At 63.2% G+C, this 25,547-nt stretch carries 20 protein-coding genes; 13 read left to right on the top strand and 7 right to left on the bottom strand.

All coding sequences use genetic code 11. The features are described from left to right. Positions 1–83 precede the first annotated feature (83 nt). From MA04_RS06405 to MA04_RS06395, 3 genes are all read left to right on the top strand, one after another. Positions 84–3,044 (top strand): type VI secretion system Vgr family protein, encoded by a 2,961-nt coding sequence (locus MA04_RS06405; RefSeq protein WP_262459835.1) that lies wholly within the window; start codon positions 84–86, stop codon positions 3,042–3,044. A 237-nt stretch (positions 3,045–3,281) separates the two neighbouring features. Beyond that, complete coding sequence (locus MA04_RS06400; RefSeq protein WP_262459834.1) at positions 3,282–4,226, top strand: T6SS immunity protein Tli4 family protein; 945 nt, start codon at positions 3,282–3,284, stop codon at positions 4,224–4,226. Positions 4,227–4,277: 51 nt separating this feature from the next. Next, the gene (locus tag MA04_RS06395; protein ID WP_262459833.1) at positions 4,278–6,026 is read left to right on the top strand and encodes an esterase/lipase family protein; all 1,749 of its coding nucleotides are present in this window, start codon (positions 4,278–4,280) and stop codon (positions 6,024–6,026) included. Positions 6,027–6,051: 25 nt separating this feature from the next. Here the strand turns inward: MA04_RS06395 and MA04_RS06390 are convergent, their stop codons facing one another. From MA04_RS06390 to gatC, 6 genes are all read right to left on the bottom strand, one after another. Continuing rightward, entirely contained in the window at positions 6,052–6,867 is an 816-nt protein-coding gene (locus MA04_RS06390; protein WP_262459832.1) for a crotonase/enoyl-CoA hydratase family protein, read from the bottom strand. 22 nt (positions 6,868–6,889) lie between these two features. Beyond that, complete coding sequence (locus MA04_RS06385; RefSeq protein WP_262459831.1) at positions 6,890–7,276, bottom strand: hypothetical protein; 387 nt, start codon at positions 7,274–7,276, stop codon at positions 6,890–6,892. Positions 7,277–7,280: 4 nt separating this feature from the next. Next, on the bottom strand, positions 7,281–8,813 hold the full coding sequence (locus MA04_RS06380; RefSeq protein WP_262459830.1) for a S41 family peptidase: 1,533 nt from the start codon (positions 8,811–8,813) through the stop codon (positions 7,281–7,283). Between the two features lie 87 nt (positions 8,814–8,900). Next, positions 8,901–10,358, bottom strand: coding sequence for an Asp-tRNA(Asn)/Glu-tRNA(Gln) amidotransferase subunit GatB (gatB, locus tag MA04_RS06375; protein WP_262459829.1), 1,458 nt, complete (start codon positions 10,356–10,358; stop codon positions 8,901–8,903). Beyond that, positions 10,355–11,809: an Asp-tRNA(Asn)/Glu-tRNA(Gln) amidotransferase subunit GatA gene (gene gatA, locus MA04_RS06370; protein WP_262459828.1), complete on the bottom strand. Its 1,455-nt coding sequence runs from the start codon at positions 11,807–11,809 to the stop codon at positions 10,355–10,357. Before gatA ends, gatB begins: the two co-directional genes overlap by 4 nt. Positions 11,810–11,815: 6 nt before the next feature. Continuing rightward, positions 11,816–12,103, bottom strand: coding sequence for an Asp-tRNA(Asn)/Glu-tRNA(Gln) amidotransferase subunit GatC (gatC, locus tag MA04_RS06365; RefSeq protein ID WP_262459826.1), 288 nt, complete (start codon positions 12,101–12,103; stop codon positions 11,816–11,818). A 352-nt stretch (positions 12,104–12,455) separates the two neighbouring features. On the opposite strand from gatC, the gene MA04_RS06360 reads away from it, so the two are divergent. The 9 genes from MA04_RS06360 (at position 12,456) to MA04_RS06320 (ending at position 23,387) form a co-directional block, all read left to right on the top strand. Then, positions 12,456–13,499: a rod shape-determining protein gene (locus tag MA04_RS06360; RefSeq protein ID WP_014995922.1), complete on the top strand. Its 1,044-nt coding sequence runs from the start codon at positions 12,456–12,458 to the stop codon at positions 13,497–13,499. Positions 13,500–13,545: 46 nt separating this feature from the next. Then, a complete protein-coding gene (gene mreC / locus MA04_RS06355; RefSeq protein WP_262459824.1) occupies positions 13,546–14,424 on the top strand; it encodes a rod shape-determining protein MreC in 879 nt (292 codons plus the stop codon). Next, positions 14,421–14,912 (top strand): rod shape-determining protein MreD, encoded by a 492-nt coding sequence (mreD, locus tag MA04_RS06350; protein ID WP_163126434.1) that lies wholly within the window; start codon positions 14,421–14,423, stop codon positions 14,910–14,912. Before mreC ends, mreD begins: the two co-directional genes overlap by 4 nt. Positions 14,913–14,944: 32 nt before the next feature. Next, positions 14,945–15,565, top strand: a complete 621-nt coding sequence (locus MA04_RS06345; RefSeq protein ID WP_262459822.1) for a Maf family protein — start codon at positions 14,945–14,947, stop codon at positions 15,563–15,565. Positions 15,566–15,591: 26 nt separating this feature from the next. Continuing rightward, a complete protein-coding gene (locus MA04_RS06340; protein WP_262459820.1) occupies positions 15,592–19,374 on the top strand; it encodes a YhdP family protein in 3,783 nt (1,260 codons plus the stop codon). A 4-nt stretch (positions 19,375–19,378) separates the two neighbouring features. Beyond that, a complete protein-coding gene (locus MA04_RS06335; protein WP_262459819.1) occupies positions 19,379–20,227 on the top strand; it encodes a carbon-nitrogen hydrolase family protein in 849 nt (282 codons plus the stop codon). Further along, entirely contained in the window at positions 20,214–21,659 is a 1,446-nt protein-coding gene (tldD, locus tag MA04_RS06330) for a metalloprotease TldD (RefSeq protein WP_262459818.1), read from the top strand. Before MA04_RS06335 ends, tldD begins: the two co-directional genes overlap by 14 nt. Positions 21,660–21,729: 70 nt before the next feature. Further along, positions 21,730–22,197 carry a cyclic nucleotide-binding domain-containing protein gene (locus MA04_RS06325; RefSeq protein ID WP_262459817.1) on the top strand — a complete coding sequence of 156 codons (468 nt, stop codon included), beginning with the start codon at positions 21,730–21,732 and terminating at the stop codon, positions 22,195–22,197. A gap of 5 nt (positions 22,198–22,202) precedes the next feature. Next, the gene (locus MA04_RS06320) at positions 22,203–23,387 is read left to right on the top strand and encodes an MFS transporter (protein ID WP_262459816.1); all 1,185 of its coding nucleotides are present in this window, start codon (positions 22,203–22,205) and stop codon (positions 23,385–23,387) included. Between the two features lie 189 nt (positions 23,388–23,576). Here the strand turns inward: MA04_RS06320 and yjgA are convergent, their stop codons facing one another. After that, the gene (gene yjgA / locus MA04_RS06315; protein WP_163126429.1) at positions 23,577–24,116 is read right to left on the bottom strand and encodes a ribosome biogenesis factor YjgA; all 540 of its coding nucleotides are present in this window, start codon (positions 24,114–24,116) and stop codon (positions 23,577–23,579) included. A gap of 66 nt (positions 24,117–24,182) precedes the next feature. Here yjgA and pmbA point away from each other — a divergent pair, with 66 nt between their 5' ends. After that, the gene (pmbA, locus tag MA04_RS06310) at positions 24,183–25,538 is read left to right on the top strand and encodes a metalloprotease PmbA (protein ID WP_163126428.1); all 1,356 of its coding nucleotides are present in this window, start codon (positions 24,183–24,185) and stop codon (positions 25,536–25,538) included. Positions 25,539–25,547: the final 9 nt, after the last annotated feature.

Genomic DNA, 25,547 nt, shown 5'->3' with positions numbered 1-25,547 from the left:
GGGGCTGTCTGGCATTGAAACCGTGCCTGTGCCATGATTTTGGCCGTCATCAAGGATGTTTCGGCACTGAATGGAGTCAGACCATGCCCCCCTTTGACGAGCTGCGAGACCTGTTGACGTCCGCGCTGTCGCTAAAAGACCATCGCCGCCTTTATCGCTTCGCCCTCGACGACGACGCCACCCCTTTGCTGGTGGAGCGCTGGTGCGGTGACGAAGCCCTTTCCACCCCTTCGGTGTGGTGGGTGGATGTCCTCACCGGTAATGCTCAATGCCCGTTGGGGGAGTGGTTGGGTCGTAAGGCGACCCTGTTCACCCGCCTCGGCGATGGCAGCGAGACTCCCCGCACCGGCCTGGTGGAAGAAGTGGCCCTGCTCGGTGCCGATGGCGGCCTGGCCCGCTACCGCTTCACCTTGAGACCCTGGAGCTGGCAGCTTAGCCACGGCCGCCATAGTCAGGTATTCCAGGACAAGAGCGTGGTCGATATCGCCGGCGCCGTTTTCGAGCGTTATGGAGAATGGGCCAGTTGGCGGCAACGTGATGACGTGGCGCCTTTCCTGCAAGCCGTCAGGCCGCGCAGCTACTGCACCCAGTATCGGGAAACGGACGGTGATTTTATCCATCGTCTGCTCGCCGAGGAGGGGCTGGGATTCCGTCTGATCGAAGCCCAAGACGCCCCCGCCGGACATCACCTGGAACTGTTCTCCGACAGCCGCCTGTTACCGGAAGACGTCACCTCCGAGGCCCAGGGTGGCGTGCTGGTACATCGTGGTGATGCCAGTGAGGAAGGCGATGGCCTGCACCGCCTGGGGCGTCGTCGTCGCCCCGGGGCTCAGCGACTGACCCTGCTCAGCGAGGACTACAAAACCCGTCAGGCCACCCCGGTACAGGTGACGCTTGCTGCCGGCGGTGAGCGCGATCAGCCGGTGGAACAGTACGACAGCGTGGGCCAATACGCCTGGAAAGACGCCGAGGAAGCCCGCCATTACGCCGAATTGCGTGCCGCCCATGCCGAGAGCGTGCGTGACTACTGGCAGGGCGAAGGCGCCGTGCGCACCTGTCGGGCTGGCACCTTCCTGCGGCTGCGGCAGCCGCCGCAAGGGCTGGCGGTACCGGATGCTTTGCTGCTGACCCGGGTCCGCCATCTGGGCATCAACAATCTTCCGGCCACGGCTCAGGAGCAGGTGGCGCATACCCTGGGAGAGACGCCTCCCTGGCCCGACGCCCAGGCACAGGAGGCCAGCGAGCGACTGGCGGAACGGGCCGCGCAACTGGGCTATGCGAATCTTTTTGATGCCCAGGATCAGGGGCGTCCGTGGCGGCCCCGTGCCACCGATGAGCAAGGCCGCTGGCGCGGCCGTCCGGTGGCGCGGGGCTATCAGACCGCCCGGGTGGTGGGGCCGGATGGTGAGCCCCGGGTGAGTGGTGGTGAGGAGGTGTTCAGCGATGGCCTCGGACGGGTCAAGGTTCGTTTTCACTGGCAGCGCGGCGATAGCGAAGACGATCGCGGCACCTGCTGGCTGCGGGTTGGACAGTGGCAGGCCGGTCCTGGTGCTGGAATGCAGTTCGTGCCGCGCATTGGCCAGGAAGTGGTGGTCGGGTTCATCGGCGGCGACATCGACCGGCCGGTGATTCTCGGAGCGCTCTATAACGGCCAGGGCGAAGGCGGTATCGCGCCAACGCCTGGCGGGACCGGGGCGCGGGAGAACAGCGCCGACGTTTTCGCCCGGGCCCATGATCTTGCCGCCAGCGCCCGTGCCAATCGCGGTGGTGGTGCCGCGCCGCCCTGGCATGGCGCCAGCCCCGATGCCGCCGGTCACGGTAACTCCGCCGCCTTGTGGGGCATGCAGTCCAAGGAGTGGGGCGGAGACGGCTATAACCGTCTGGTCTTCGACGACAGCGATGATCAGTTGCGGCTGCAACTGGCCAGCAGTCATGGCGACAGCCAACTCAACCTCGGTCACCTGATCCACCAGGCCGGTAATTATCGCGGCAGCTTCCGGGGCGAAGGGCTGGAGTTGAGAACCGATGAGTGGGGAGCGGTCCGGGCCGAGCGGGGATTGTGGCTCAGCGCTTGGGGGCGGAATGACCCCGATGCTCCCGCCGGCGATATGGAAGAAGCCGCCGCTCTGCTGGATCACCTGCGGCAACTCGGACAAACCCTGTCTCAGGCCTGTGCCCGCCACGGCACCGCGGTGCTGGCCGCCGCCGAAGGCTCCGACCGTTCCGGCGCCTCCTGGCTGATCGATCAGGAAGCGCCTCTGAACGCCCTTTATACCAGCACTTCAACCCGGGTTACCGGCGTCGATTGCGGCGCGGCTCTGGGAGAGGCGCCCCAGCACAACACCAGCGGCGGCAATGACCGGGTGCCCCACAGCAGCCATGCCTTGTTGGGGTTAACGGCCCCTGCCGGCATCGGGTTGCTGGCAGGCCAGAGTCTGACCTGGAGCAGCGCCGAGACCCTGGCCCTGGCCAGCGGGCAGGACAGCAACCTGGCGGTGGGCGGTGACTTGCGTCTGCACAGCGGCCAGTCCCTGGGGCTGCTCGCCGCCGCCGAGGGTGCCGATGGCGATGCGCTGACGCTGGTCAGCGCCGAAGGCGAGGTCCGTTTCGAAGCCCAGCATGAACGCCTGCGCGTGCAAAGCCGCGACGACCTCAACATCACCAGCGCCAACGGCCCGCTGGAACTGGTTGCCGGCCAGTCCCTGCATCTGGCCACCAGCGCCGGTGCCCGACTGACCCTGGAAGGCGGCGATCTGATCGTCAGCTGCCCCGGCGAAATTAAGGTGGAGGCGGGCAAGAAGTCGTTCCTGGGGGGCACTCAATTGAGCCGGGAGATGAACAGTTGGCCCAACACCCAATTTAACAAGAAGGTGCGTGTCAGCATGCCAAGCGGGGCCCCTGCGAAGAACTACCGCTACGAAATAGTGCGCGCCGACGGTGCCAGGATACAGGGCGTGACCGATGCGGATGGTTGGGCCGAGGTACAGAACGCGAACGCGCTTGAGAAATACAGCATGCGTCTTCTTGGGCCGAGTAAAGGCTGATAGTCCGGAGGGGAGAGAAAGTGCGGAGGGATCGGTGAGTAGACTTTTTTTGGTTCATCGCGGTTTAGAGGGAAACGGCCTTACCCTCCATCAGGGACAGCAGACCCGTGCCCCGATGGAGACGCTCATTCCCGTCATTCCGCGATGAACCTTTTTTTTTCGCTGGTATCGGCGGCCCTGGCTTTGATATTGATCGGTTGTGACTCACCCGGGAACGACACAAAGGATTACGCGCTTATGAACCAGATTCCCCTGACTACCGAATGTGTGGGTTATATGCGTATCGGACTGCCGGACAAAGGGGGCAGGGCATGGAGCGCAACGGTGGACGGCGCCGGGCTGGAGCTTTTGAAAGGGCTGGATAGAAAGGCTTTTGACGCTTATGTGAAAAGCAGAAAAGAGCAGCTTGCCTCCTTACCTCATAACGTTGAACCCAACCGTCTGGTAACGTTCCGTCCCTTCGGAGATAACGGCACCATCCTGTTGTATCGGGAGGATGCGTTCCAAACGGAGGTAGTGGAAATGGAACGCTACCTGTGGGTGGAAGATGGTGAAGGGGGCGGCCGGGGATATTTTCTCGATTCCGGCTCCCACTTCGGGAAAGTGGAGCGGGAACTGGAAACCTTCTCCCGCGTATTCTCGAAATTCTCCTTGCGGCGACCGGGGGAATCCACCACGAACGCCTTTTGCGTCGATGGCGCTTCTCTCACTGATGACGGCATTGATGTGGCGGCGGACGTGACGGTGTCCATTCCCGGACAGTCGGGCTGGGACCTGTATGCGAGCTATGCGAAATTGGCGGGCCAGAATGGCGTCCAGGACACGGAAGGCCTGGATGCACGATTCTCCACGGCGACGGGCAGTCTGGAGCTGGAGCAAGAGAAATATCAGCGACAGGCTGAAGCGTACCCGGATATCAGAAAAGAGCCGGATTATCCAAAGCATTTCGAGGTGCTGAGGAAAGGGAGCCGCGAGCTGGCGAAGGTGAAGGGAGGGGAAGCGGTCTGGAAGAAGGAACTGAATAATGGCGAGGTGCTCTACACCTTTCTTTGGATGGATGAATCGCTGTCCGGCCAGAGTGCGATGGTGGAGATGAACACCAGGGACAAGGAGGGTACGGCGTCATCGGAAGAGCGGATGTACGCATTGTGGGATGCCGTGCTGGCGTCCGTGGAATTTTGAGGGCCTTGATGGCCGCATGCTGGTTTGTGCTGAAAACAGGGAATGTTGACTATGGTAGAGACGCGTCGGGTTCAAACTTCTCTGGATGAGGATGGCGTAACGTCATCGTCCCACTCCATGTCATCCGCATCGGATGACACCGCCGATGAGGTGGTGGCGCCTCCCGCCGTGGCGGTACCCATTGTCTTTTTACCCGGTGTCATGGGCTCCAACCTGCGCGCCAAGCGGGATATCCACCTGAACGCCGTGGTCAGGGGGAAACCGGTCAGACGCCAACTGGCCAGGGCAGGGGATCGCATCTGGGACGTGGATAAGGCCGCAAAGATGAGCCTGAGTGAAGGGCCCCTGGATTGGTTGGGACGGGGCCCCGCGGAACGGCAGCTTTTGCTGAATCGTGAAAACGTGGAAGTTGATGACAGGGGGATGATCGCTGAAGGGCAGGATCAGCGGCCGGGCGCGATGGGCTCGACCTATTCCACACCGTCCGGACGGACGGAGCATTCTGAACTGCCGTTGGCAAAGGCGCGCGCGCGTGGCTGGGGGCAGATCAGCTGGTATTCGTACGGGCCGTTCGTGGACTGGCTTGAGGAGCAATTGAACGGTGGCGCAATGGAATCCAGTGGTCCGAATGCGGTGCTGAATGAACTGCTGCAATTGTCCGGAGCCACCCCGCCAGGCGTTGCGGGAAGTGTTGACGCTTTGCGCGAGGAACAGATAACAAAACTGCTCGATATTTACTTTCCCGTCCATGCCCTGGGTTACAACTGGCTTAACTCCAACCTGGATTCCGGCGAAGAGGTCGCACGGGGGATTGAGGCTATTATCCAGCAGTATCAGGAACGCCATGTCTGTGAAAAAGTGATAGTGGTGACCCATTCCATGGGGGGGCTGGTGGCCCGTGCGGCATCGGAGGCCTCTGGCGCCAGAGACAACATTCTTGCCGTGATTCATGGAGTGATGCCCACCGACGGCGCGGCCTTGTTCTATAAGAGGCTCATCGGCGGCGGATTTGGCGAAGGGGGAGGCGTCGTGGGCTATATGACGGCCCAGGTTCTCGGGGCGACGGCACAGGAAACCACCCCGGTTCTGGGGCATGCACCGGGCCCGCTGGAACTGGCGCCCAACCAATTGTACAACGGCGGGCGCCCCTGGCTTTTCATCAACGCTGCTGCTGGCGGTACCATGAAGAGCCTGCCGGAGTCGGGGAACCCCTATAACGAGATATATCGGGCGGGCCGGGAATGGTGGCGTGCCATCAATCTGGATTGGCTCAATCCCGCTCAACTACCCGATTCATTACCCAACCATGTCAAAGCTCTGGCCAAGGCGCAGGGGTACCACCTCACCTTGGGAAATGCAGGGTTTCATCCCGAAACCTATGCCCATTACGGTCGTGACGATGGGGAGAGAATCTGGGGTACGGTAACCTGGACGGCGACGGCCATGGAGGGGATAAGAGGCGGTCCGGGCAATCTGCCCCAGGCTTGGCAGAAGCGTCCGTCTCTGCCGATCGCCGGAGACCCGGCCAACTGGTCCGTGGACTACCAATGGGGCGGCCGGCCTACCCGCAGTGTGGACGATGGGCTCAACGAACGGGTTCGATGTGAGATCGAGCCCGCTGCCGATCCGGGCGACGGTACGGTACCTGCTGATCAGGGCGCGGCCGGCGTGTCCCGGGCCAATCCAAAGGTTCTATGCGTGACAGCGGGGCACGACCACCAGAGTAGCTACGATAGTAACGATGTTCGTCGTTTCGTCATCGATGCAGTGGCCCGGGTGGCGGCTTCCGTCACGGTGTGACGGATAACGGCGCGCCCCCCGGTTCTCAGTAATCCCGCTGCCGCGGCCCGAACCGTGGTGCTTCCTTCTTGAAATTGGCGTTCATTGCCGTGCGCTGATTACGGCTGCGCAGCAGTTTGAACTGAAGCCGGGATTCGCGCAGAAAGGCCTGCTCTTCCGGGGCATTCCAGGTGTCATGGAACAAGGCCTTGGCGGCACTGACGGCATCCGGGGACCGTTCCAGCAGCGCCTCGGCCAGTTCCCGGGCGGCTTGCTCAGGCGTTTCGGACACCCGGGTGACCAGGTGCAGGCGTTCCGCTTCATGGGCGTCGAAGCGGCGGCCGGTCATGGTCAGTTCCTTGGCCACGTCCAGGGGCAACAGCTCGCGCAGGGTGACGGTGCCGGTCATGTCCGGGATCAGCCCCCATTTGATTTCCATTACCGAGAATTCGCAATCCGGCGTGGCGATACGGAAGTCCGCCGCCAGCGCCAATTGCAGGCCGCCGCCGTAGCAGTAGCCATGCGTCACCGCGATGACCGGCATGGGCAATTGCCGCCAGGCCCAGCAGGCTTGCTGGAACAGATTGGTTTTCTTGATGCCGAAACGGGTGAAGGCGAGCAGCATCTTCATCGGGGTCTTGGTGACGCGGCCAAAATCCAGGCCGGCGCAGAACGCTTTCCCTTCCCCTCTGAGAATTACCACCCGCACCTGGCGGTTCTTCCTCAGTTTTTTCGCACAATCGACCAGGGCCTGAAGCATCTCCAGATCCAGGGCATTGTACTTTTCCGCCCGCGCCAGCGTGACGGTGGCGACGTGATCAGCGATGTCCAGGGTCAGGCGATCCCGAAAAGTATCGGTCATGGTGGTGCTCTCCTATCGCTGGTCAGCGGCCGGGGGCAGGGATGCAGGAGGCTTCCACCATCTCCCATCGTTTGCCGTCGCCAAGCCGTTCCAGCCAGCAGCGTTGATTATTGAGCAACAGTCGGAAGGCCTCCGGCCGTTGCAGGTCCCGGCCATTGAGCGCGGGTCGTCTCAGGTCCCGAGGCGGAGCACGCTCGATCACCAGCAGGCTGTCGCGCGTGAGCGCGTCATGGGCCAGCAGGACCGGTTTGTCCGCCGGCAGGGCGTCCCGGATCTTTTCCCGCAGTTCCTTTTGGTCCGCTTCCGTGCCGGACAGCAGCGCCGGAGTGTCGCCGCCCGCCGGTTGCGACTGGCAGGCGCCCAGCAGTACCAGGATGCCCAGCGCCAGAGCTGTTTTCGTAGGGCTCATAGTGTCACCGGGTTGGAGTCATTATGCGGTTTTCCCGCCACAGTGCTTTGTGGACACGGCCATCGTCGATGGGCGGCGCGGTCAACGATCGGCCTAAGGCATGACGGCTCACCGTCGATGGGCAGTATCCATTGTCGATGTAGTGCAGAGCCGTGGCCAGGCGCGCTTCATCGATGTTGCCGAGGTCATGATCATAGTCGTCCGCCACCTGGCAGCCCTGCACTCCGGCCTGGCCATCGTCGGCGCCGGGCACGAAGCCATCCGGGTAATCGCCGAAGCCCTTGGCGTTGACGCCCTGGAACTGGATCGTGAAGTAAGTGGTGCCGCAGTTGTCGGTGGGATAGAACCCGTAGGGTTTTCCGCAGGTGCGATCGCCGATCTGAATCACCTCCACATCCACACCGCGTAGCCCGTTGATGATGGATTCACTGGCGGAGCAGGTGGTGGCGCCGGTGAGTACGAACACTCGCGACAGGTTCAGATTGGGCAATGGCTCGCTGGCCGGAACCGAGAAGCCCAGGGTGGCGTTGTAGAACGGCGTCGGAGTCAGGGGCTGGTCAGTGACCGGGTTGATTTGCGGATGCTGATCATTGAACCGGGAGATTTCGAAAGCTTGACCGGCGGTCCGCGCAGGGCCGGCGATCATGTATGAAAGCTGACTGGCCAGCGCGAGATAACCCCCGCCGTTGTAGCGCAGATCCAGTACCAGTTCGTCGATGTCATTGCCTTGCTGTAATTGCTCCACCGCTTCCAGTAGCGCTTTTTCTGCGGTGGCGATGTGGTCGTTGAACAGCATGTAGCCCACCCGTTTGCCGCCGGCGCTGGTCAGCACTTGTACTTTCTGTACCGGCTCGGAGGTGATGGCTTCGGCGGCGAGCGTGATGATATGCCGACTGTCATCGGGATATTTGAACTCGAACTTATGTTGCTCGTCTTCTTGGGTGGGAAACAAGCCCGCGTTCAGCGTATCCACATCATTGCTCCATTCCATGCTGACGCCGTCGACGGACAAAAGCCGGGCGCCTCGTGGCGGCAGGTCGGGGCGGTCTTGCTGATCGTGATAGGCCACCCGCACGTCCCGTGGCAGAGAAGGATCGACGATCACCCACTGCATGCCGTAACCCAGTGCCACGCCGGATTGGGATTGCGCGTTCCATTCGTCACTGGGTATGGTGAAATGAAATTGATCCTTCGGCGTGCCGCTGGCGGTGATGGCTTCCGTTTTCAACAGGTCGAAATAAGCCAGCGGGTTATCATGATTGCCGGGATTGCGATCCAGGATCTCGTCGTACCAGAGGTAGGTCTCGTGGCTCCAGGCGCGCAACCAGTTGTTTTCATCCAGCACTAATCCCGCCACATCGGGGTACTGGTTGCCGCTGCGTGGCCTGAGGCACTGATTGGCGAATTGTCCGGCGTCGGCGAACTGGCCGGCTTGCCAGGTGGTTGCCGGGCTGCTTGAGCCGCCACCGCCACCTCCTCCGCACGCGGAAAGAAGGACGAGAGCAGACAATAGTGTGGCGTGACGAAAACCTTCCATGGTGATTTCCTTATTATCGTGTTGTATGCGGGCGCCGGGGCGGCCCATCCCGGGCCGCAGCGTAAACCGGCTCCTGTGACGGTTTGATTAACCGTTCAGTTTTTGTTGCAGCAACTGGTTCAGTTGCTGGGGATTCGCCTTGCCCTGCGTGGCCTTCATGGCCTGACCGACGAAGAAGCCGATCTTTTTCTTCCGTTTGGCGTCATCGGAGCCACGGTAATCCTCTACCTGTGCCGGGTGGTTGGCGATGATGTCATCGACGATCTTTTCCAGCTCGCCGGTGTCGCTCATCTGCTTGAGGCCTTTGCTCTCGATGATTTGATCCGGGCTGCCCTCGCCGGCCCAGCAGGCGTCAAACACCTGCTTGGCGATTTTGGAACTGATAGTGCCGTCCTTGATGCGCTGGATCAGTTCACCAAGATGTTCGGCGCTCACCGGACTTTGCGCGATGCCGATGTCGTCGGCGTTGAGACGCGCGGTCAGTTCTCCCATCACCCAGTTGGCCGCCAGCTTGGCGTCGCCGCCCTGTTTGGCCGCCGCTTCGAAGTAGGCAGCGGTGGCGAGATCGGCGCAGAGCAGTTCGGCGTCGTATTCGGAGAGCGCGTAGGCTTCAACGAAGCGCGCTTTGCGGGCGTCCGGCAGTTCCGGCAGCGCGTCGCGCAACTCGTTGATTTCCTCTTCACTGACCAGTACCGGCAGCAGGTCCGGGCAGGGGAAGTAGCGGTAATCGTTGGCGTCTTCCTTGCTGCGCATGGCGCGGGCAGTGTTGGTTTCGCCGTTGTACAGGCGTGTTTCCTGCACCACTTCGCCGCCGTTCTCGAGCACATCGATCTGCCGTTCCACTTCCAACTTGATGGCTTTTTCCATGAACCGGAACGAGTTCAGGTTCTTGGTTTCGGTGCGCGTACCCAGTGGTTCGCCGGGACGGCGTACGGAGATGTTCACATCGAAACGCATGTTGCCCTGGGACATATCGCCGTCGCTGATGCCCAGGGAGGTGACGATGGCGTGCAGCTTGCGGGCGAAGGCCACGGCTTCTTCCGCGTTGCTCATGTCCGGTTCGGAGACGATCTCGATCAGCGGCGTGCCGGCGCGGTTCAGGTCGATGCCAGTCATGGCCCGCCCGGTTTCGTCGGAGAACGCTTCATGCAGGGATTTGCCGGCGTCTTCTTCCAGGTGGGCGTGGTGGATGCGCACACTCTTGCGAGTACCGTCCTCCAGTTGCAGATCGACCACGCCGGCGCCGACGATGGGTTCGGCCAGTTGAGTGGTCTGATAGCCCTTGGGCAAATCCGGATAAAAATAATTTTTCCGTTCGAACACGGACCGGCGGCCGATTTCCGCGTCAATGGCCAGGCCGAAGCGAATCGCGTGACGGATGGCTTCACGGTTGACCACCGGCAGAGTGCCGGGCATGGCCAGATCGATCAGACTGGCGTTGCTGTTCGGTTCGTCGCCGGTGCGGGTGCTGCTGGCGGAGAACAGTTTGGAGGCGGTGGCCAGTTGCACGTGCACTTCCAGGCCGATAACGGTTTCCCAACTCATGCGAACGCTCCCGGAATCCGTTGGTGCCAGTCGGTGGCCAGTTGATAACGATGGGCCACGTTGAGGATGCGGCCCTCCTGGAAGTAGTTGCCGATGACCTGAGTGCCCACCGGCAAGCCGTTGACGAAACCGCTGGGCATGGACAGCGCCGGCAGCCCCGCCAGGTTGACGGCGATAGTGAAGACATCGGCCATGTACATGTTGATCGGATCATCCACCTTGGCGCCGATCTTGAACGCGGTTTCCGGGCTGGTCGGCCCCATGATCACGTCCACCTCGGCGAAGGCGCGGGCGAAGTCGTCACGGATCAGGCGGCGGACTTGCTGGGCGCGGCGGTAATAGGCGTCGTAGTAGCCGGCGGACAGAGCATAGGTGCCGACCAGAATACGGCGTTTGACCTCCTCGCCGAAGCCTTCGGAACGGGAACGTTTGTACAGATCCAGCAGATCCACGGGATCGTCACAGCGGTGACCGTAGCGCACGCCGTCGAAGCGGGACAGATTGGAACTGGCCTCCGCCGGCGCGATCACGTAGTACGCCGGCACCGACAGTTTGATACTCGGCAGCGACAGCGGCACCAGTTTGGCGCCCTGTTTTTCCAGCTCCCGCAGAGCTTCGCGGCTGCTTTCGGCAATGGCGCCATCCAGGGTATCCGGGAAAAATTCTTCCGGAACGCCGATCCTGAGACCCTCCAGATTCTGGTTCAGGTCGTTGAGATAATCACCCACCGGCTCGTCGAGGCTGGTGGAATCCTTGTCGTCGTGGCCGGCCATGGCGCCCAGCATCAGCGCGCAGTCGGCGGCGCTCAGGCCCATCGGGCCGGCCTGGTCGAGGCTGGAGGCGAAAGCGATCATGCCCCAGCGGGATACCCGTCCATAAGTGGGTTTCAGACCGGTGACGCCGTTCAGTGCCGCCGGCTGGCGGATGGAACCGCCGGTGTCGGTACCGGTGGCGGCCGGAGTCAGGCGCGCGGCCAGAGTGGCGGCGGCGCCGCCGGAAGAACCGCCGGGCACCCGCTCCTGGTCCCAGGGGTTTTTCACCGGGCCATAAAAGCTGGTTTCGTTGGAGGAGCCCATGGCGAACTCGTCCATATTGGTCTTGCCCAGCATCACCGCGCCTTGCGCCGCCATTTTTTCCACCACGGTGGCGGTGTAGGGGGCGATGAAGTTGTCCAGCATGCGTGAACCGCAACTGGTTCGGACGCCTTCGGTACAGAAGATGTCCTTGTGGGCCACGGGCAGGCCGGTGAGCAGTCCGCCTTCACCCCGGGCGAGGGTGGCGTCGGCGGCGTCGGCCTGGGCCAGGGCCTGCTCCTCGGTGACGGTGATCAGACTGTTGAGTTCACCGTCGAATTGCCGGATACGGCGCAGAAAGTGTTCGGTCAGCTCGCGGGAGGAAAATTCCCGGGCGGCCAGGCCGGCTCTGAGTTCGGTCAGGGTCTTGGTATGCATGGCGTCTTATTCAATGACTCGGGGCACCAGGAAGCAGCCCTCTTCGATGGCTGGGGCGATCGGCATGACCCGTTCGCGCACGTCCGGTTCGGTAACTTGGTCGTCGCGTAGCGGCTGACTCACATCCAGGGGATGGGCCAGAGGCGCGACGCCTTCCACATCGGCCTGCTGCAACTGGTCCACCATGGCGAGGATGTCGTTGAGCCGTTCGCTCAGCGCCGCGGTCTCGTTGTCGTCCACTTGCAGGCACGCCAGGTGGGCGACTTGAGCAACCACCTTGGAATCAATGGCCATGGTTCTCTCCGTTCTCTCCGTAGAATTGGCACACCCCGTGGCATCAGTACGCCGTGGCGTCGGCACGGGATCGGAAATCGGCTTCAGGAAGGCGCAAAAAGTACCACAGACCGGCCTCGGGGAGCCACTGAACCGGTATCCGAGGGGGGTAAATCCGGGTGCTTGCCCCGGTGATTGCGGATGATCGCCTCCCGATACGACCAAAAGAGGGGCGCCGTTGGCGCTTGCGCCGATCCGTCGGCCTTGCCGGATGGGCCCGCCGTTGCTAGAGTTGCGCCATCTTGCCGTCGCCTGTGAAAACGGGATCAAGACGGCGCTTTCCTCTCGACGAGACTTCAGGAAACTGGCCAGGATGTCCGTTATCAAACGTATTCGGGGGATGTTTTCCACCGATCTTTCTATTGATTTGGGGACCGCCAACACGCTGATCTATGTGCGTGGTCGGGGTATTGTCCTCGATGAGCCCTCGGTGGTGGCGATTCGTCATCACGGTGCCCAAAAGAGCGTGGCCGCGGTTGGCGCCGACGCAAAACGGATGTTGGGTCGTACCCCCGGCAACATTACCGCCATTCGTCCGATGAAGGACGGGGTGATCGCCGACTTCGACGTCACCGAGAAAATGCTCCAGTACTTTATCAAAAAGGTGCATGACACCGGCTTTTTCCCGCCGGCGCCCCGGGTGCTGGTCTGTGTACCTTGCAAATCCACGCAAGTGGAGCGACGGGCAATTCAGGACTCCGCCTACGGCGCCGGGGCTCGCGATGTGTTTCTGATCGAAGAGCCCATGGCCGCCGCCATCGGTGCCGGCCTGCCGGTGGAAGAAGCGCGTGGCTCCATGGTGGTGGATATCGGCGGGGGCACCACCGAAATTGCCCTGATTTCCCTGAACGGCGTGGTCTACTCCGAGTCCGTGCGTATTGGCGGTGACCGTTTCGATGAGGCCATCGTCGCCTATGTGCGCAAGGAGTATGGTTCGCTGATCGGTGAATCCACCGCGGAACGTATCAAGCACGAAATCGGCACCGCCTATCCCGGTGGCGAGGTGCTGGAAATCGACGTTCGCGGGCGCAATCTGGCGGAAGGGGTGCCGCGCCAGTTCACCCTCAATTCCGAAGAAATCCTGGAAGCGCTCAAGGAGCCGCTGGCCGCCATCGTCAATGTGGTGCGCAATGCCCTGGAAGCTTCACCCCCGGAGTTGGCTTCCGATATCGCCGAACGGGGCCTGGTGATCACTGGCGGTGGTGCGCTGCTGCGTGATATCGACCGGCTGCTCAGCGAGGAAACCGGCCTGCCGGTGATCATCGCGGATGATCCGCTGACGTGCGTGGCGCGCGGTGGTGGCAAGGCCCTGGAAATGATGGATACCCACGGGCTTGATATGCTGGCCATGGGTTGATAGACATTGGCGCCTCACGGCGCCAATGTCCTGGTAACCGACGGCCATGTCCTCTTCCAATCCTACTTACCGTCTTCTCATCGCGCTGGTTCTCGCCGTGGTGCTGATGGTGCTCGACCAGCGCACACCGTGGGCACAGCCGATCCGCTACGTGTTCGGCTACCTCACCGCGCCGGCCCAGTACCTGGCTCATCTGCCGGTGGACACCGCCCGCTTCGTTTCACGCCAGACCCAGAGCCGCGGTGAACTGCTGGAAGACCAGGAACGTCTGAACCGCCAGGTGCTGATTCTGGAACAGCGGGTGCAGAAACTGGCGGTGCTGGAGGCGGAAAACACCCGCTTGCGCGAGCTGCTGAATTCCTCGGCGAGCCTGGAAGGGTCGGTGCTGGTGGCGGAGATTATCGGTCTGGACCCGGACCCCAACCGCCAGGAAATCGTGATCAACAAGGGCGCCCGCGAGGGCGTGCGCCGTGGCCAGGGCGTGCTGGAGGCCCAAGGGTTGATCGGTCAGGTGGTGGAAGTGGGGCCGCTGGCTTCGCGGGTGCTGCTGATCACCGACGCCAGCCATGCCATGAGTGTGCAGGTTAACCGCAACGGGGTGCGCGCGATTCTGGCCGGTACCGGCCAGGGCAATACCCTGCGTCTGCTGTATGTGCCGGACACCGCCGATGTGCAGCAGGGCGACTTGCTGGTGAGTACCGGCCTGGGACAGCTCTATCCCCGTGGCTATCCGGTGGCCGAGGTGGTCAGTGTGGATCACCGGTCCGGCGCCGCCTTCGCCGATATCCTGGCCCGCCCCAAGGCCCAGATTGATCGTGCCAGTCACGTGCTGTTGGTGGAATCCAAACCGGTGGAGCCCGCCCCCGCTGATCAGGACGAACAAGAGGACGCGCCGCCGGACATGGCGGAGGAGGAAGGCCAATGAGCAAGGAGAAACCGGCCGGCACCGGCGTGATCCTGGTGACGCTGTTCCTCGCCGGTCTGCTGGAGGTGGTGCCGCTGCCCGAGGACCTGAACTGGTTGCGTCCGGACTGGCTGTTGCTGGTGTTGATGTACTGGGTACTGGCGTTGCCGCATCGGGTCGGCGTGCTGTGGGGCTTCGTGGTCGGGCTGTATCACGATGTGCTGGTGGGCACCACGCTGGGTCAATGGGCTCTGGCCTATAGCCTGGGGGCCTACTTCATGTTGGCCGCCTACAAGCGTATGCGTGTCTTTCCGGCTTTGCAGCAAACCGCGGTGGTGTTCCTGTTGGTCGGCTCCTCGAATCTGCTAGCCTATCTGGTGCAGGAATCCGTGGGGCGCGCTTATTATCCTCCCTATACGATCCTTTACAGTACGCTGGCCAGCGCGGTGCTCTGGCGGCCGGTCGTGGCCGCGTTGCGCTGGGTGCAGTTGCGTTTTCTGGTGCGCTGAGAACGGATCGACCAGGCCGATGGCAGGACGACATGACGGACGTTGTTTTACCTCAGTGGGGGACGCCGCTGTTTCTCGCTTCCGGTTCGCCCCGACGAGCCGAGTTATTGACCCAGGTGGGAGCCCGGTTCACTCGCCTGCCGGCTCCAGGCGTGGACGAAACGCCCTTGCCCGATGAATCTCCCGAGCAATACGTGATCCGTTTGGCCCGCGCCAAGGCCGGCGCCGGTGAGGGTCTGCGGACGTCGCCTGGTGCGGTGCTCGGCGCGGATACCGCGGTGGTGCTGGAGGCGCGCATTCTCGGCAAGCCCGTCGATGATGAAGATGCCCTGGCCATGATCGATGCCCTGTGCGCCCGGGAACATCGGGTGCTCAGCGGGGTCTGCGTGTTGCATCAGGGCGAGGCGCGCACGGCCATGTCGACAACCCGGGTAAGGTTCCGGGAGCTCACCGCGGCTCAGCGGCGCGCCTATGTGGCCTGCGGAGAAGGCCGGGACAAAGCCGGTGCCTATGGCATACAGGGGCTGGGCGCCGCGCTGGTGGCGTCCCTGGCCGGCAGTTACAGTGGGGTGGTGGGACTGCCCCTGGAGCAGACCCTTCCTCTGCTGGAATGGGCGGGGGTTCCCTACGGTATCTCCGTGCCCGCTGAATAGGGCGCGAAGGTGGTGACGAGGCCAAGGTGAGCAGAAAAAACGACAGGCACGGACATGCCTTCTGGCGCGACTGGCTATGGTGGTTGGTGGCCATTCCACTGGTGTTGCTGGCGGTGTACGTGGTCGCCATGCGGCAGTTCATGGCGGTACTGCCGGAATACCGGACACAATTGGAAACGCTGGTGGCGGAGCGCTTTGGCACCGACATCGAGATCGATCGCCTGGAAGGCGAGATGGAGGGGCTGTCACCGCGCATCCGGCTGTTCGGGCTGAGTCTGCCCGCGGTGGAAGGCGGGTCTCCGCTGACCCTGGACCGAGTGGAAGTCAGCGTTCGGGTTCTGGCCTCGCTACTGACCCGAGAGCCCCGCCTCAACGAACTGCGTGTCGAAGGCGTGGATCTGCATCTGGTTCGCGACGAGCAGGGCCGGATCCATCTGCGTGGCCTGGAGGCCTTCGAAGGCGGTGAACCGCAATGGGACCGCTGGTTGTCCCTGCTCTATCACCAATATCGTATCGTCATCGACGACGCCCGCTTTTCCCTGGAATGGCCGGATTTGCCACCGCTGGCGTCGTCTTTGCGTCTGGCGCTGGTCAACCATGGCGATCAGCATCGTCTGGCGGTGAAGCTGGAGGCCCGTGACCGTCCTTTTTCCGTGGACGGACGGCTGCGTCTGGATGGCAATCCGCTGCGCTGGGAACAGGTGAATGCTGGCGCCTATTTGTCGTTGGATGGAGAGCGACTGGAGGAGTGGCTGCCGGACACCCGTGAGTGGCCCCTGGACCTGGAGAACCTGCAGGGTAAGACGCAGCTGTGGCTGGATGTCAGGGACGGCCGCCCCACCAGCGGCAGCGCCCGCCTTTCGGCGCCACGGTTGGTACTCACCGATGGGGAAAACCCCTGGGCGATCAGCGACCTGAATCTGGACGCGCGCTTCCGTTATGACCCGGAACAGGGGGGAGAGGTGGTGCTCTCCAGCGTGCGGGGTGAAACGCCGGCCGGCGATTTGGCTCCGGGGCCGCTGGCGGCATCCTGGCGCGAGCCCGGAGAAGGCCAGTCCTCGTTATGGGCGGCCCGTGGTGAACGGCTGCGTTTACAGGCTCTGGCGCGGCAACTGGCGCAGTGGCCATTCGCGTGGCCGGCATCGATCTCGCCGATCCAGCAAAAGCTCGAGGCATTTCAACCCCAGGGCCAGTTGCAGAGCCTGTATCTGACCGGCGAGGGGACGGATTGGCGCTCGCTCCAGGCCCGCTTCAGCGATCTGGCGGTACAGGCGGTGGGTAAACTGCCTGGCGTCTCGGGCCTCAATGGCTGGCTGACGGCCACGCCGGAGGGCGGCTTGGTGGATCTGCGGGGCGACACGGTTGGCCTGATGCTGCCGGAATTCTATGACCATGCCCTGGAAGCGGCTTTCACCGGTGCGCTGCGCTGGTCGCTGGAAGATCAATCCTGGACGTTGGACAGCGGCGCCATACGCGCCCGCAATCCGGATGCCCGGGGCGTGGCCATGGCCCGGGTGCGGGGCGGGGCGGAACAAATCCCTGAATTGCGGCTGCTGGCGGATCTGTTCGACGGCGACGGTGCTCGCGCCAGTCATTATATTCCGCTTGGGCGTCTGCCCGACGGTCTTGGCGACTGGTTGGGCCAGGCGTTCCGGGGCGGTCACCTGGATCATGGCCAGTTCCTGTACCAGGGGCCGGTGAAGATCGATCGCGAGTGCCAACAGGACCGCACCTTCCAGATGCGCTATCAGGCCCGCGATGTCGCCCTGTCATTTCTGCCCGACTGGCCGGTGGCCACCGCCGCGGACGCGGACGTGCTGGTGGACGGACGGCGTCTGGTGGCCACCGCCGGCAGCGGTACTTTGCTCAACAGTCAGATCAGCCAAGTGGCGGTGGATATTCCCGAGCAGGGCGGTCAACTGGTGGTGCAGGGCAAGGTCAGCGGTCCGGCCGCGGATGTTGATCGCATTTTCCATGACACGCCGCTGGCCGCGACCCTGCCGAAGGAACTGCTGGATTGGCGCTTCCGTGAGGGCCAGGTGCAGGGGCATCTGCTGCTGGATGTGCCGCTCAAAAAAGGTGAAGGGCGGCAGGTCACAGTGGTGGCGGACGGCAGCGCGAGCGGTGTTACCGTGGCCAATGAGGCGCGTCGGCTGACCCTGACCGGGGTGGCCTCGCCGGTGCACTTTCACAGCCGCAATGGATTGAATCTGCCGGATCTCAAGGGGGAAGGGTTGGGAGGCCGCTTCAGCGGCGCCTGGACCACCCGAGACGCTGACAGCCGTCTGGTCCTGAGCGGTGGTTTGCCGGCGGCGCGGTTGCGGCAATGGCTGGGGTTCGACTGGCTCTCCCCGGTATCCGGGACCGTGCCAGTGGATATCACCATGAGCATGCCCTGGCGCGGGCGGGGCTTCCATCTGGAGGCTTCGTCATCGCTGCAGGGGGTGGTCGTGAACGCGCCGGCGCCGCTGGGCAAATCGGCGGATACCCGCCGCCGGCTGTGGCTGAGTCTGGATCCGGAAAGGCAGGATCTGCGTTTGGAGTACGCCGGCGTTGGCCGTGGCCGGATCCGTATCGGCGATCCGGTGGCCGGGGTGATCCGGCTGGGCGAGGGGGATCTGCCGAACATGCCGTCCCGGGGCGTGACTTTCCTGGGGCATGTGGACCGGGCCGATGCCAATGCCTGGATGGAGTTTATCAGCAGCCTTGCCGGCAGCGGCTCCGGTGGCGGACAGAATAGTCTGGTCAACAGAGCGGTGTTCAATGTTGGCGAGTTGACGCTGGCGGGGCAGCCGTTTCGGCAGGTCCGTTTTTCCGCCATGCCGGCGGGGTCCGGCTGGGAGCTGGGGCTGTTGGGGGATCAGGTGGCGGCCTCGTTGCAGGTTCCCGACGGCTTCCAGGCACGGGGGCAACGGCCTCTGCTGTTGACAGTATCCCGTCTTTACCTGCCGGAGGGTGCCACCGGTGGGAACGATGGCGGTACCGGTAAAGCGCCGATTGCCCCCTCCACGCTGCCGCCGCTGGACGCAACGATCAGCGATTTACGGCTGGGGGATCAGCAGTTGGGGGACTGGAGCGGCAACCTGCGTCCGGTGGACGGCGGCGTGCACATCAGTGGCCTGCGTGGTGGCTGGCGCCGCGTCAGTCTGGACGGTGCCCTGACCTGGACCGGCGACAATCGTGCTCAGCACACCCGCTTCCAGGGCATGTTGTCTTCCGATGACCTGGGCAAGGCGTTGTCCGCCTGGGGCCTGCCGCCGCTGGTGGAAAGCAAGGACGCCCGCGCTTCGCTGAATCTGTCCTGGAACGGCTGGCCGTTGTCACCGCCGCCGTTGGGACTGCAGGGGCAGGTGAACGTGGACATCGGCGAGTGCCGGATACCGGATACCGATTCGCGCACTTCCATTTTGCGGGTGCTCGGTGTGTTTAACATCGGTACGCTACAGCGCCGCCTGCGACTGGATTTCTCCGATCTCTACAAAAAAGGCCTCAGTTGCGATGCCCTCAAGGGCGACTTCCAATTCCAGGGGCCTCGGGTCAGCACCCAGAATTTGCACATCGACTCGCCATCGGCGGCGTTCCAGGTTTCCGGGCAGGTGAATCTGGCGGAACAGACCTTGAATAACCGGGTCGCCATGACCTTGCCCATTTCCAGCAATCTGTATGCCGGCTGCCTCGCCGGTCCGGCGGTTTGTGCCGGGGTTTTCGTGGTGGAGCGGCTATGGGGTGATAAGCTGGACAAGACCACCACCATGGAATACCAGGTCTCGGGACCCTGGAAGGAACCCCGGGTGACGGAAGCGGAGTGAGGCGATGAGTAACGTGATCACCGTGGCCGCGGTGCAGATGACCAGCGGCAAGGTGCTGACGGACAACCTGCGCGAAGCGGAAGCGGGCCTGGAGCGGGCTGCTGCCGGTGGGGCCCGTCTGGCGCTGCTGCCGGAAAACTTCGCTGGTTACGGCGTGGATTACCGCGAGCTGGCGACACGGTACGACGATCTGCTGGCGTGGCTGGGGGAGCAGGCGCGGCGTCATCAATTGTATCTGGTGGCCGGCAGCCTGCCGGCGCGATACCGTCCTGACGGCAGTGAAGTGCCGGCACCGCGGGTGCGCACACGCAGTGTGTTGCTGGGACCGGATGGCGAGGTGATCGCCGGTTACGACAAGCTGCATTTGTTCGATGTGGATGTGCAGGACAGTCAGGGGCGTTACCGGGAGTCGGAGGTATTCGAACCCGGCGATGCCGTGGTCACGGCGCCGTCCGCCGGCCTGACCCTGGGCATGGCGATCTGTTACGACCTGCGTTTCCCGCTTCTGGCCCGGGCCCTGGTGGCGCGCGGCGCCGAGTTATTGATTTACCCCAGTGCGTTCACCGCCACCACCGGTGCCGCGCACTGGGAATTGCTGATGCGCGCTTGCGCGGTGCAAAACGGTTGCTACGTGCTGGGCGCCAACCAATGCGGACAGCACAGCGAGAAACGGGCGAGTTTTGGTCATTCCATGCTGGTGGACCCATGGGGTAGGGTGGTCGCCCAAGCTGGCGGCGAGCCCTCGGTGGTTCTGGGCGACGTGGACCTCGCGATCCTTACGCAAGTGCGTTCCGCGTTGCCGGTGCACCAGCATCAACGATTCACGGTGGAAAGTTTCTATGATCTCCGATGAGCGCTTTACCCTGGCGGCGGATATTCTGCTGACGCCGGCGGAGCTGGCCCCTGACCAGTTGCAGGCCCTGCTGGGCGGGAAGCTGGCCGGACAGGCGGATTACGCCGACATCTACTTTCAGCACAGCCGCCATGAGGCCTGGGTGCTGGAGGACGGGCTGGTGCGCGACGCCAGCTTCAATCTGGAACGCGGTGCCGGCGTGCGTATCGTCAGTGGCGATAAAACCGGTTTTGCCTACAGCGATGATATTTCCCTGGACACCCTGACTCAGGCGGGTAATGCCGCCGCCGCGATCGGGCGTCAGGGCAGCAGCAAAGCGGTGCGTGTGAAAGGCGGCCGGGCCATGACCGAACGCTATGCGCCGCTGGACCCGTTGCCGGTCTGGAGCAGCGAACGCAAGGTGGCGGTGCTGCAGGAGATGGATCGGCTGGCGCGGTCGCTGGATCCGGCGGTAAAGGAGGTCACCGTCAGCCTCAGCGGTGTGCAGGACGTGATTCTGGTGGCCGCCACCGATGGCACCCTGGCGGCGGATGTGCGGCCGCTGGTGCGCTTCAATATTTCGGTGATCGCCGAGCGCAATGGCCGTCGCGAACGGGGCAGCGCTGGCGGCGGTGGCCGGGTGTCCTACCAATGGCTGGAACAGGACGGGCGCATGGAATCCTGGGCACGTGACGCGGTACGGCAGGCGCTGGTCAATCTGGAAGCGGCGCCGGCGCCGGCCGGGACCATGCCGGTGGTACTGGGTCCCGGCTGGCCCGGGGTGTTGCTGCACGAGGCGGTGGGTCATGGCCTGGAAGGGGATTTCAATCGTAAGGGAACGTCCATGTTCGCCAGTCGAATGGGACAAAAAGTGGCGTCGGATCTGTGCACGGTGGTGGATGATGGTACCTTGCCGGATCGCCGTGGCTCGCTCACCGTGGACGACGAAGGGACGCCCAGTGGCTACAACGTGCTGATCGAGAAGGGCGTGCTCACCGGCTACATGCAGGACAAGACCAATGCCCGCCTGATGGGCGTGGCGCCCACCGGTAATGGCCGCCGGGAGTCCTATGCCCACCTGCCCATGCCCCGCATGACCAACACTTACATGCTGCCGGGCGAATCCGATCCCGAGGAAATACTGGCGAGCCTGGATCGCGGCATTTACGCGGTGAACTTCGGCGGCGGTCAGGTGGACATCACCTCCGGCCGGTTCGTGTTCTCCACCAGCGAAGCGTATCTGGTGGAGAAAGGAAAAATCGTTTGTCCGGTCAAGGGCGCCACGCTGATCGGCAGCGGTGCGGAAGTCATGAGCCGGATCTCCATGGTGGGCAATGACCTGGCCCTGGATACCGGCATCGGCGTATGCGGTAAGGAAGGCCAGTCAGTACCGGTAGGTGTGGGGCAGCCGACCTTGCGGGTGGACTCCCTGACGGTCGGCGGTACCGCCTAGAAGAACATAAGAGACAGAAGCGGAGAGAGCCCGTCCGGGCTGGTGGAGTTGTACAGCAGGGAGTAGGGGAATGCCGAGCATTCCATTGTCGCAATTGTTGTCTCATATGCGGCTGTTCGATGGTCTGGAAGCCGAAGAACTGGCCGTGGTGGAAAAACTGGTGTTCGTGAATCGGGTAAAAGCGGGGGAAACCGCGTGTCGGGAAGGGGATCACAGCGACTTTGTCTGCTTCGTCGCCAGCGGCCGTCTCGACATCATCAAACAGCATGCCGAGCAGGGCGAAGTGGTCATCGCCCAGCTCAAGCCCGGTGATTCGCTGGGTGAAATGGCCCTGGTGGATCAACAGCCCCGTTCCGCCACCGTACGGGCGGTGGAGAACTCCGCTTTGGTGGTGCTAACCCGCAAAGGGTTTGAGCAGCTGCGCCGACGGCGCCCCCGGGCGGCGGCGGTGATCATGGAGAACATCGCTTTGGTGTTGTGCACTCATTTGCGGCAGACCTCGTCCCGGCTGGCGCGTTTCATGCTGCCATTGGGTTAGATTGGATGACCGTGCTCAATAGCGGGCAGGCTCGCCGTCTGCCGTTACCGTTGTTTCTCGCTGCCCTGTTGCTGATCGCTCTGAATCTGCGGGTGGGCATCGTCGTGATCGGCCCCCTGGCCAATGGCATGGGGGAGGAGCTGGCACTCAGCGGTGGGGCCTTGGGGCTGCTGACCACGTTGCCGCTGCTGTGCTTTGGCGCGCTGTCGATTTTCTCGCCCCGTTTCGCCGAGCGCTGGGGGCTGGAGACAGTACTGCTGACCGCGCTATGGCTGCTGTTCCTGGGGTTGGTGCTGCGACTGTTCGGCAGCTACTTTTGGCTGCTGGCGGGCACGGTGTTGTTGGGCACCGCCATCGCCGTCATGAATGTGCTGATCCCGAGTCTGGTGCGCGGCCGTTTCCCTCACAAGGTGGCGGCGCTGACCGCGCTCTATTCGGTTACCATGACCCTGGGAGCGGCTTCCGCCGCCGGTATGGCGGTACCGGTACGGGATGCCTTCGGTGGTGACTGGCGTTATCCGCTGGCGGGTTGCGCGCTGGTGGCTTTGGCCGGTGCTATCGGCTGGTGCTTCATGCTGCCATACCGGACTCCCGCCGCGTCCGGCAAGGCGCCATCGTTGGGATTGTGGCGTAATCCCCGCGCCTGGGTGTTCAGTGTCTTCTTCGGTTTGCAGAGCCTGTTGTACTACAGCCTTACCGCCTGGCTGGCGACGGTGTTCGTCGATGCCGGCATGAGCGAGGCCCGGGCGGGGGAATTGCTGACCCTGTTCAATCTGTCCGGTATGCCCGCCAATTTCTGCGCGCCGCTGCTTTTTATCCGCATGCGAAACCGGCGTCTGGCCATGGTGCTGTTGCACGTGCCGCTGCTGATCAGTGTCCCGGCGCTGATGATCGCGCCAACCAGTCAGCCGGTACTGTGGGTGGTGCTGCTTGGCCTCGGACAAGGTTCGATGATCAGTACCGGCTTGACGTTGATCGCACTGCGCGGCGCGGATGCCCGGGCCGCCGCCGGTCTGTCCGGGTTATGTCAGTCCGTCGGCTATCTGCTGGCGGCTTTGGGGCCGGTGACTCTGGGATTGCTGCACGACACCGCTGGTAACTGGCGGATACCGCTGATGCTGCTGTCGGCTCTGCTGCTGGTGCAGTTTGTCGCCGCTGTGCTGTCCGCCGATGGCGAGCCGATCGGCTGACGTCGAATTCGCCAGCAGGCTGGCTCCCACAGTTTGTGCTACGAAGCCGCTGTGGGAGCTTGCCTGCAAGCGAATGGGGCAACGCCGGAAGCCGTAATCGCCAGCAAGCCAGCTCCCACAGCGGCTCCGTAGCTTCTCTTTGCGGGAAGCTGCCCTGGCAGCGAATCAAGATGTGGATGTGCCAGCCAATCAATACAAAGGCGCGTTTCTCTCCAGATCGTTGAGCGCGCTCAGAAAGCGCTTGCGCTCGCGCTTGAAGCGCTCACGTTGCTCCTGTTCGGCGGCGCCGGGGTCATCCAGGCGCGCCTTGATCAGGTTGCGCGCCTGATTGCGCAGCGCCTGGCGGTCCGCGTGCGGATAGAACTCAAGGATTTGCTGAATCACCGGTTCCGCTTCCTTGGCTGAGGCCGCTGCCATGACCTGCTCGGTCCACTGCAGCAGGCGCTGCTGTCGTACCGGGTCCTTGAGCGCGGCCAGGGCGGAGAGAATGGCATCGGTTTCGGCATCGCGGATCAGGCGACCGACAAACAACGCATGGCGGCGTTGAGCATCGGCATTGGTGATGCGGCGAGCCTCTTCCAGCGCCCGCCGCAGCGGGTCGTTGAGCGGCAGCCGTGCCTGTTGCGCCGGTTTCAGCGCCATGATGTCCAGCCCGGTCTGCTGCAGCTCCGACATTTCCTGTTTGAGCTGCGTTTTGCTGGGAGGTAGGGGCTCGTTATACTCGGTCATTGTTTATGGGAGCCGGTCCGCCGCGACACGAACGCTCCGCCATCAAGCTGAAGGAAACCCTATTTTATGTCCGATCACCCCCGTCCGTCAGCCGATCTCGGCCCAAACCAGTTGAATGTGGCCAAGGACACCGTGGCTTTTGTACTGGAAGAAGCGCGCCGGCAGGGCGCCAGCAATGCGGAAGCCGGCTTGTCCCTGTCTCAGGGGTTGTCGGTGGACGTCCGCCTCGGTGAGGTGGAAACGGTGGAGTTTCATCGCGACCGGGGTGTGTCGGTGACGGTCTACTTCGGTCATCGCAAGGGACAGGCCAGCACCTCGGATGACCGCCGCGAAAGCCTCTGCGACGCGGTGCGCGCGGCCTGTGCCATCGCCCGGCATACCGAGGAGGATCCCCACTCGGGTATCGCCGATGCCGGTTTACTGGCGCATCAGGTACCGGATCTGGATTTGTACCACCCCTGGGCATTGACCACCGATCAGGCCATCGAACAGGCGCAGCGGTGTGAGGCGGTGGCTCGCGACGATGCGCGCATCGTCAATTCCGAGGGTGCTTCGCTCAGCACCGGCGCCAGTCTGTACGTGCTGGGCACCAGTGCTGGTTTTCTGCAAGGTTTCGCCGGCACCCATCACAGCCGCAGTTGCGCGGTGGTGGCTCAGGATGAGGCCGGCATGCAGCGGCAATTCTGGTACGACAGCGGCCGGCGCGCGGAACGGCTGGCCAGTCCGGAGCAGGTTGGCGAAAAGGCCCGCGAGCGCACGCTGGCCCGATTGGGGGCCGATGTGCCCGCCACCGGCGAGTTTCCGCTGCTGTTCTCGGCGGAAATGGCGAGTGGTCTGATTGGCCATTTGATCGGCGCCATCAGCGGCGGCTCGCTGTACCGGCGCGCCTCTTTCCTGTGTGACGCACTCGGCTCCCGGGTATTACCCGAGGGTTTTCGTTTGGGAGAGCGGCCGTTGATGACGGCCGGCAACGGTTCCACCCCTTTCGACGGCGATGGGCTGCCCACCCGGGACCAGGATTTCATCGAGGATGGCGAGCTCAAAGGCTATGCCCTGGGGTTGTACGCGGCCCGCCGGCTGGGAATGTCACCCACCGGTAACGGAGGTGGAGTACATAACGTCATTCTGAGTGACACGGGAGAAAGCCGGGAAGCCCTGTTGCGCCGCCTGGGAACGGGGATTCTGGTCACCGAAGTGATGGGACAAGGTGTGAACCTCGTCACAGGCGACTATTCTCGCGGCGCCGCGGGGTTCTGGGTGGAAAACGGCGTTATACAGCGACCGTTGCAAGAGTTTACTATTGCTGGAAATCTGAAGGATATGTTCGGAGGCGTTCTGGGCAGTGGCACGGATGTGGATCGAAGGGGGAATATCCACTGTGGTTCGTTACTGTTGTCGCCCATGAAAGTCGCCGGGCGCTAGCTGTTTTTC

Origin of the sequence: Alloalcanivorax balearicus MACL04 (genome assembly GCF_025532145.1) — a bacterium.
In the GTDB taxonomy this organism is placed as follows: Bacteria; Pseudomonadota; Gammaproteobacteria; order Pseudomonadales; family Alcanivoracaceae; genus Alloalcanivorax; species Alloalcanivorax balearicus.
This window is presented reverse-complemented; position numbering and strand designations above follow the sequence as displayed.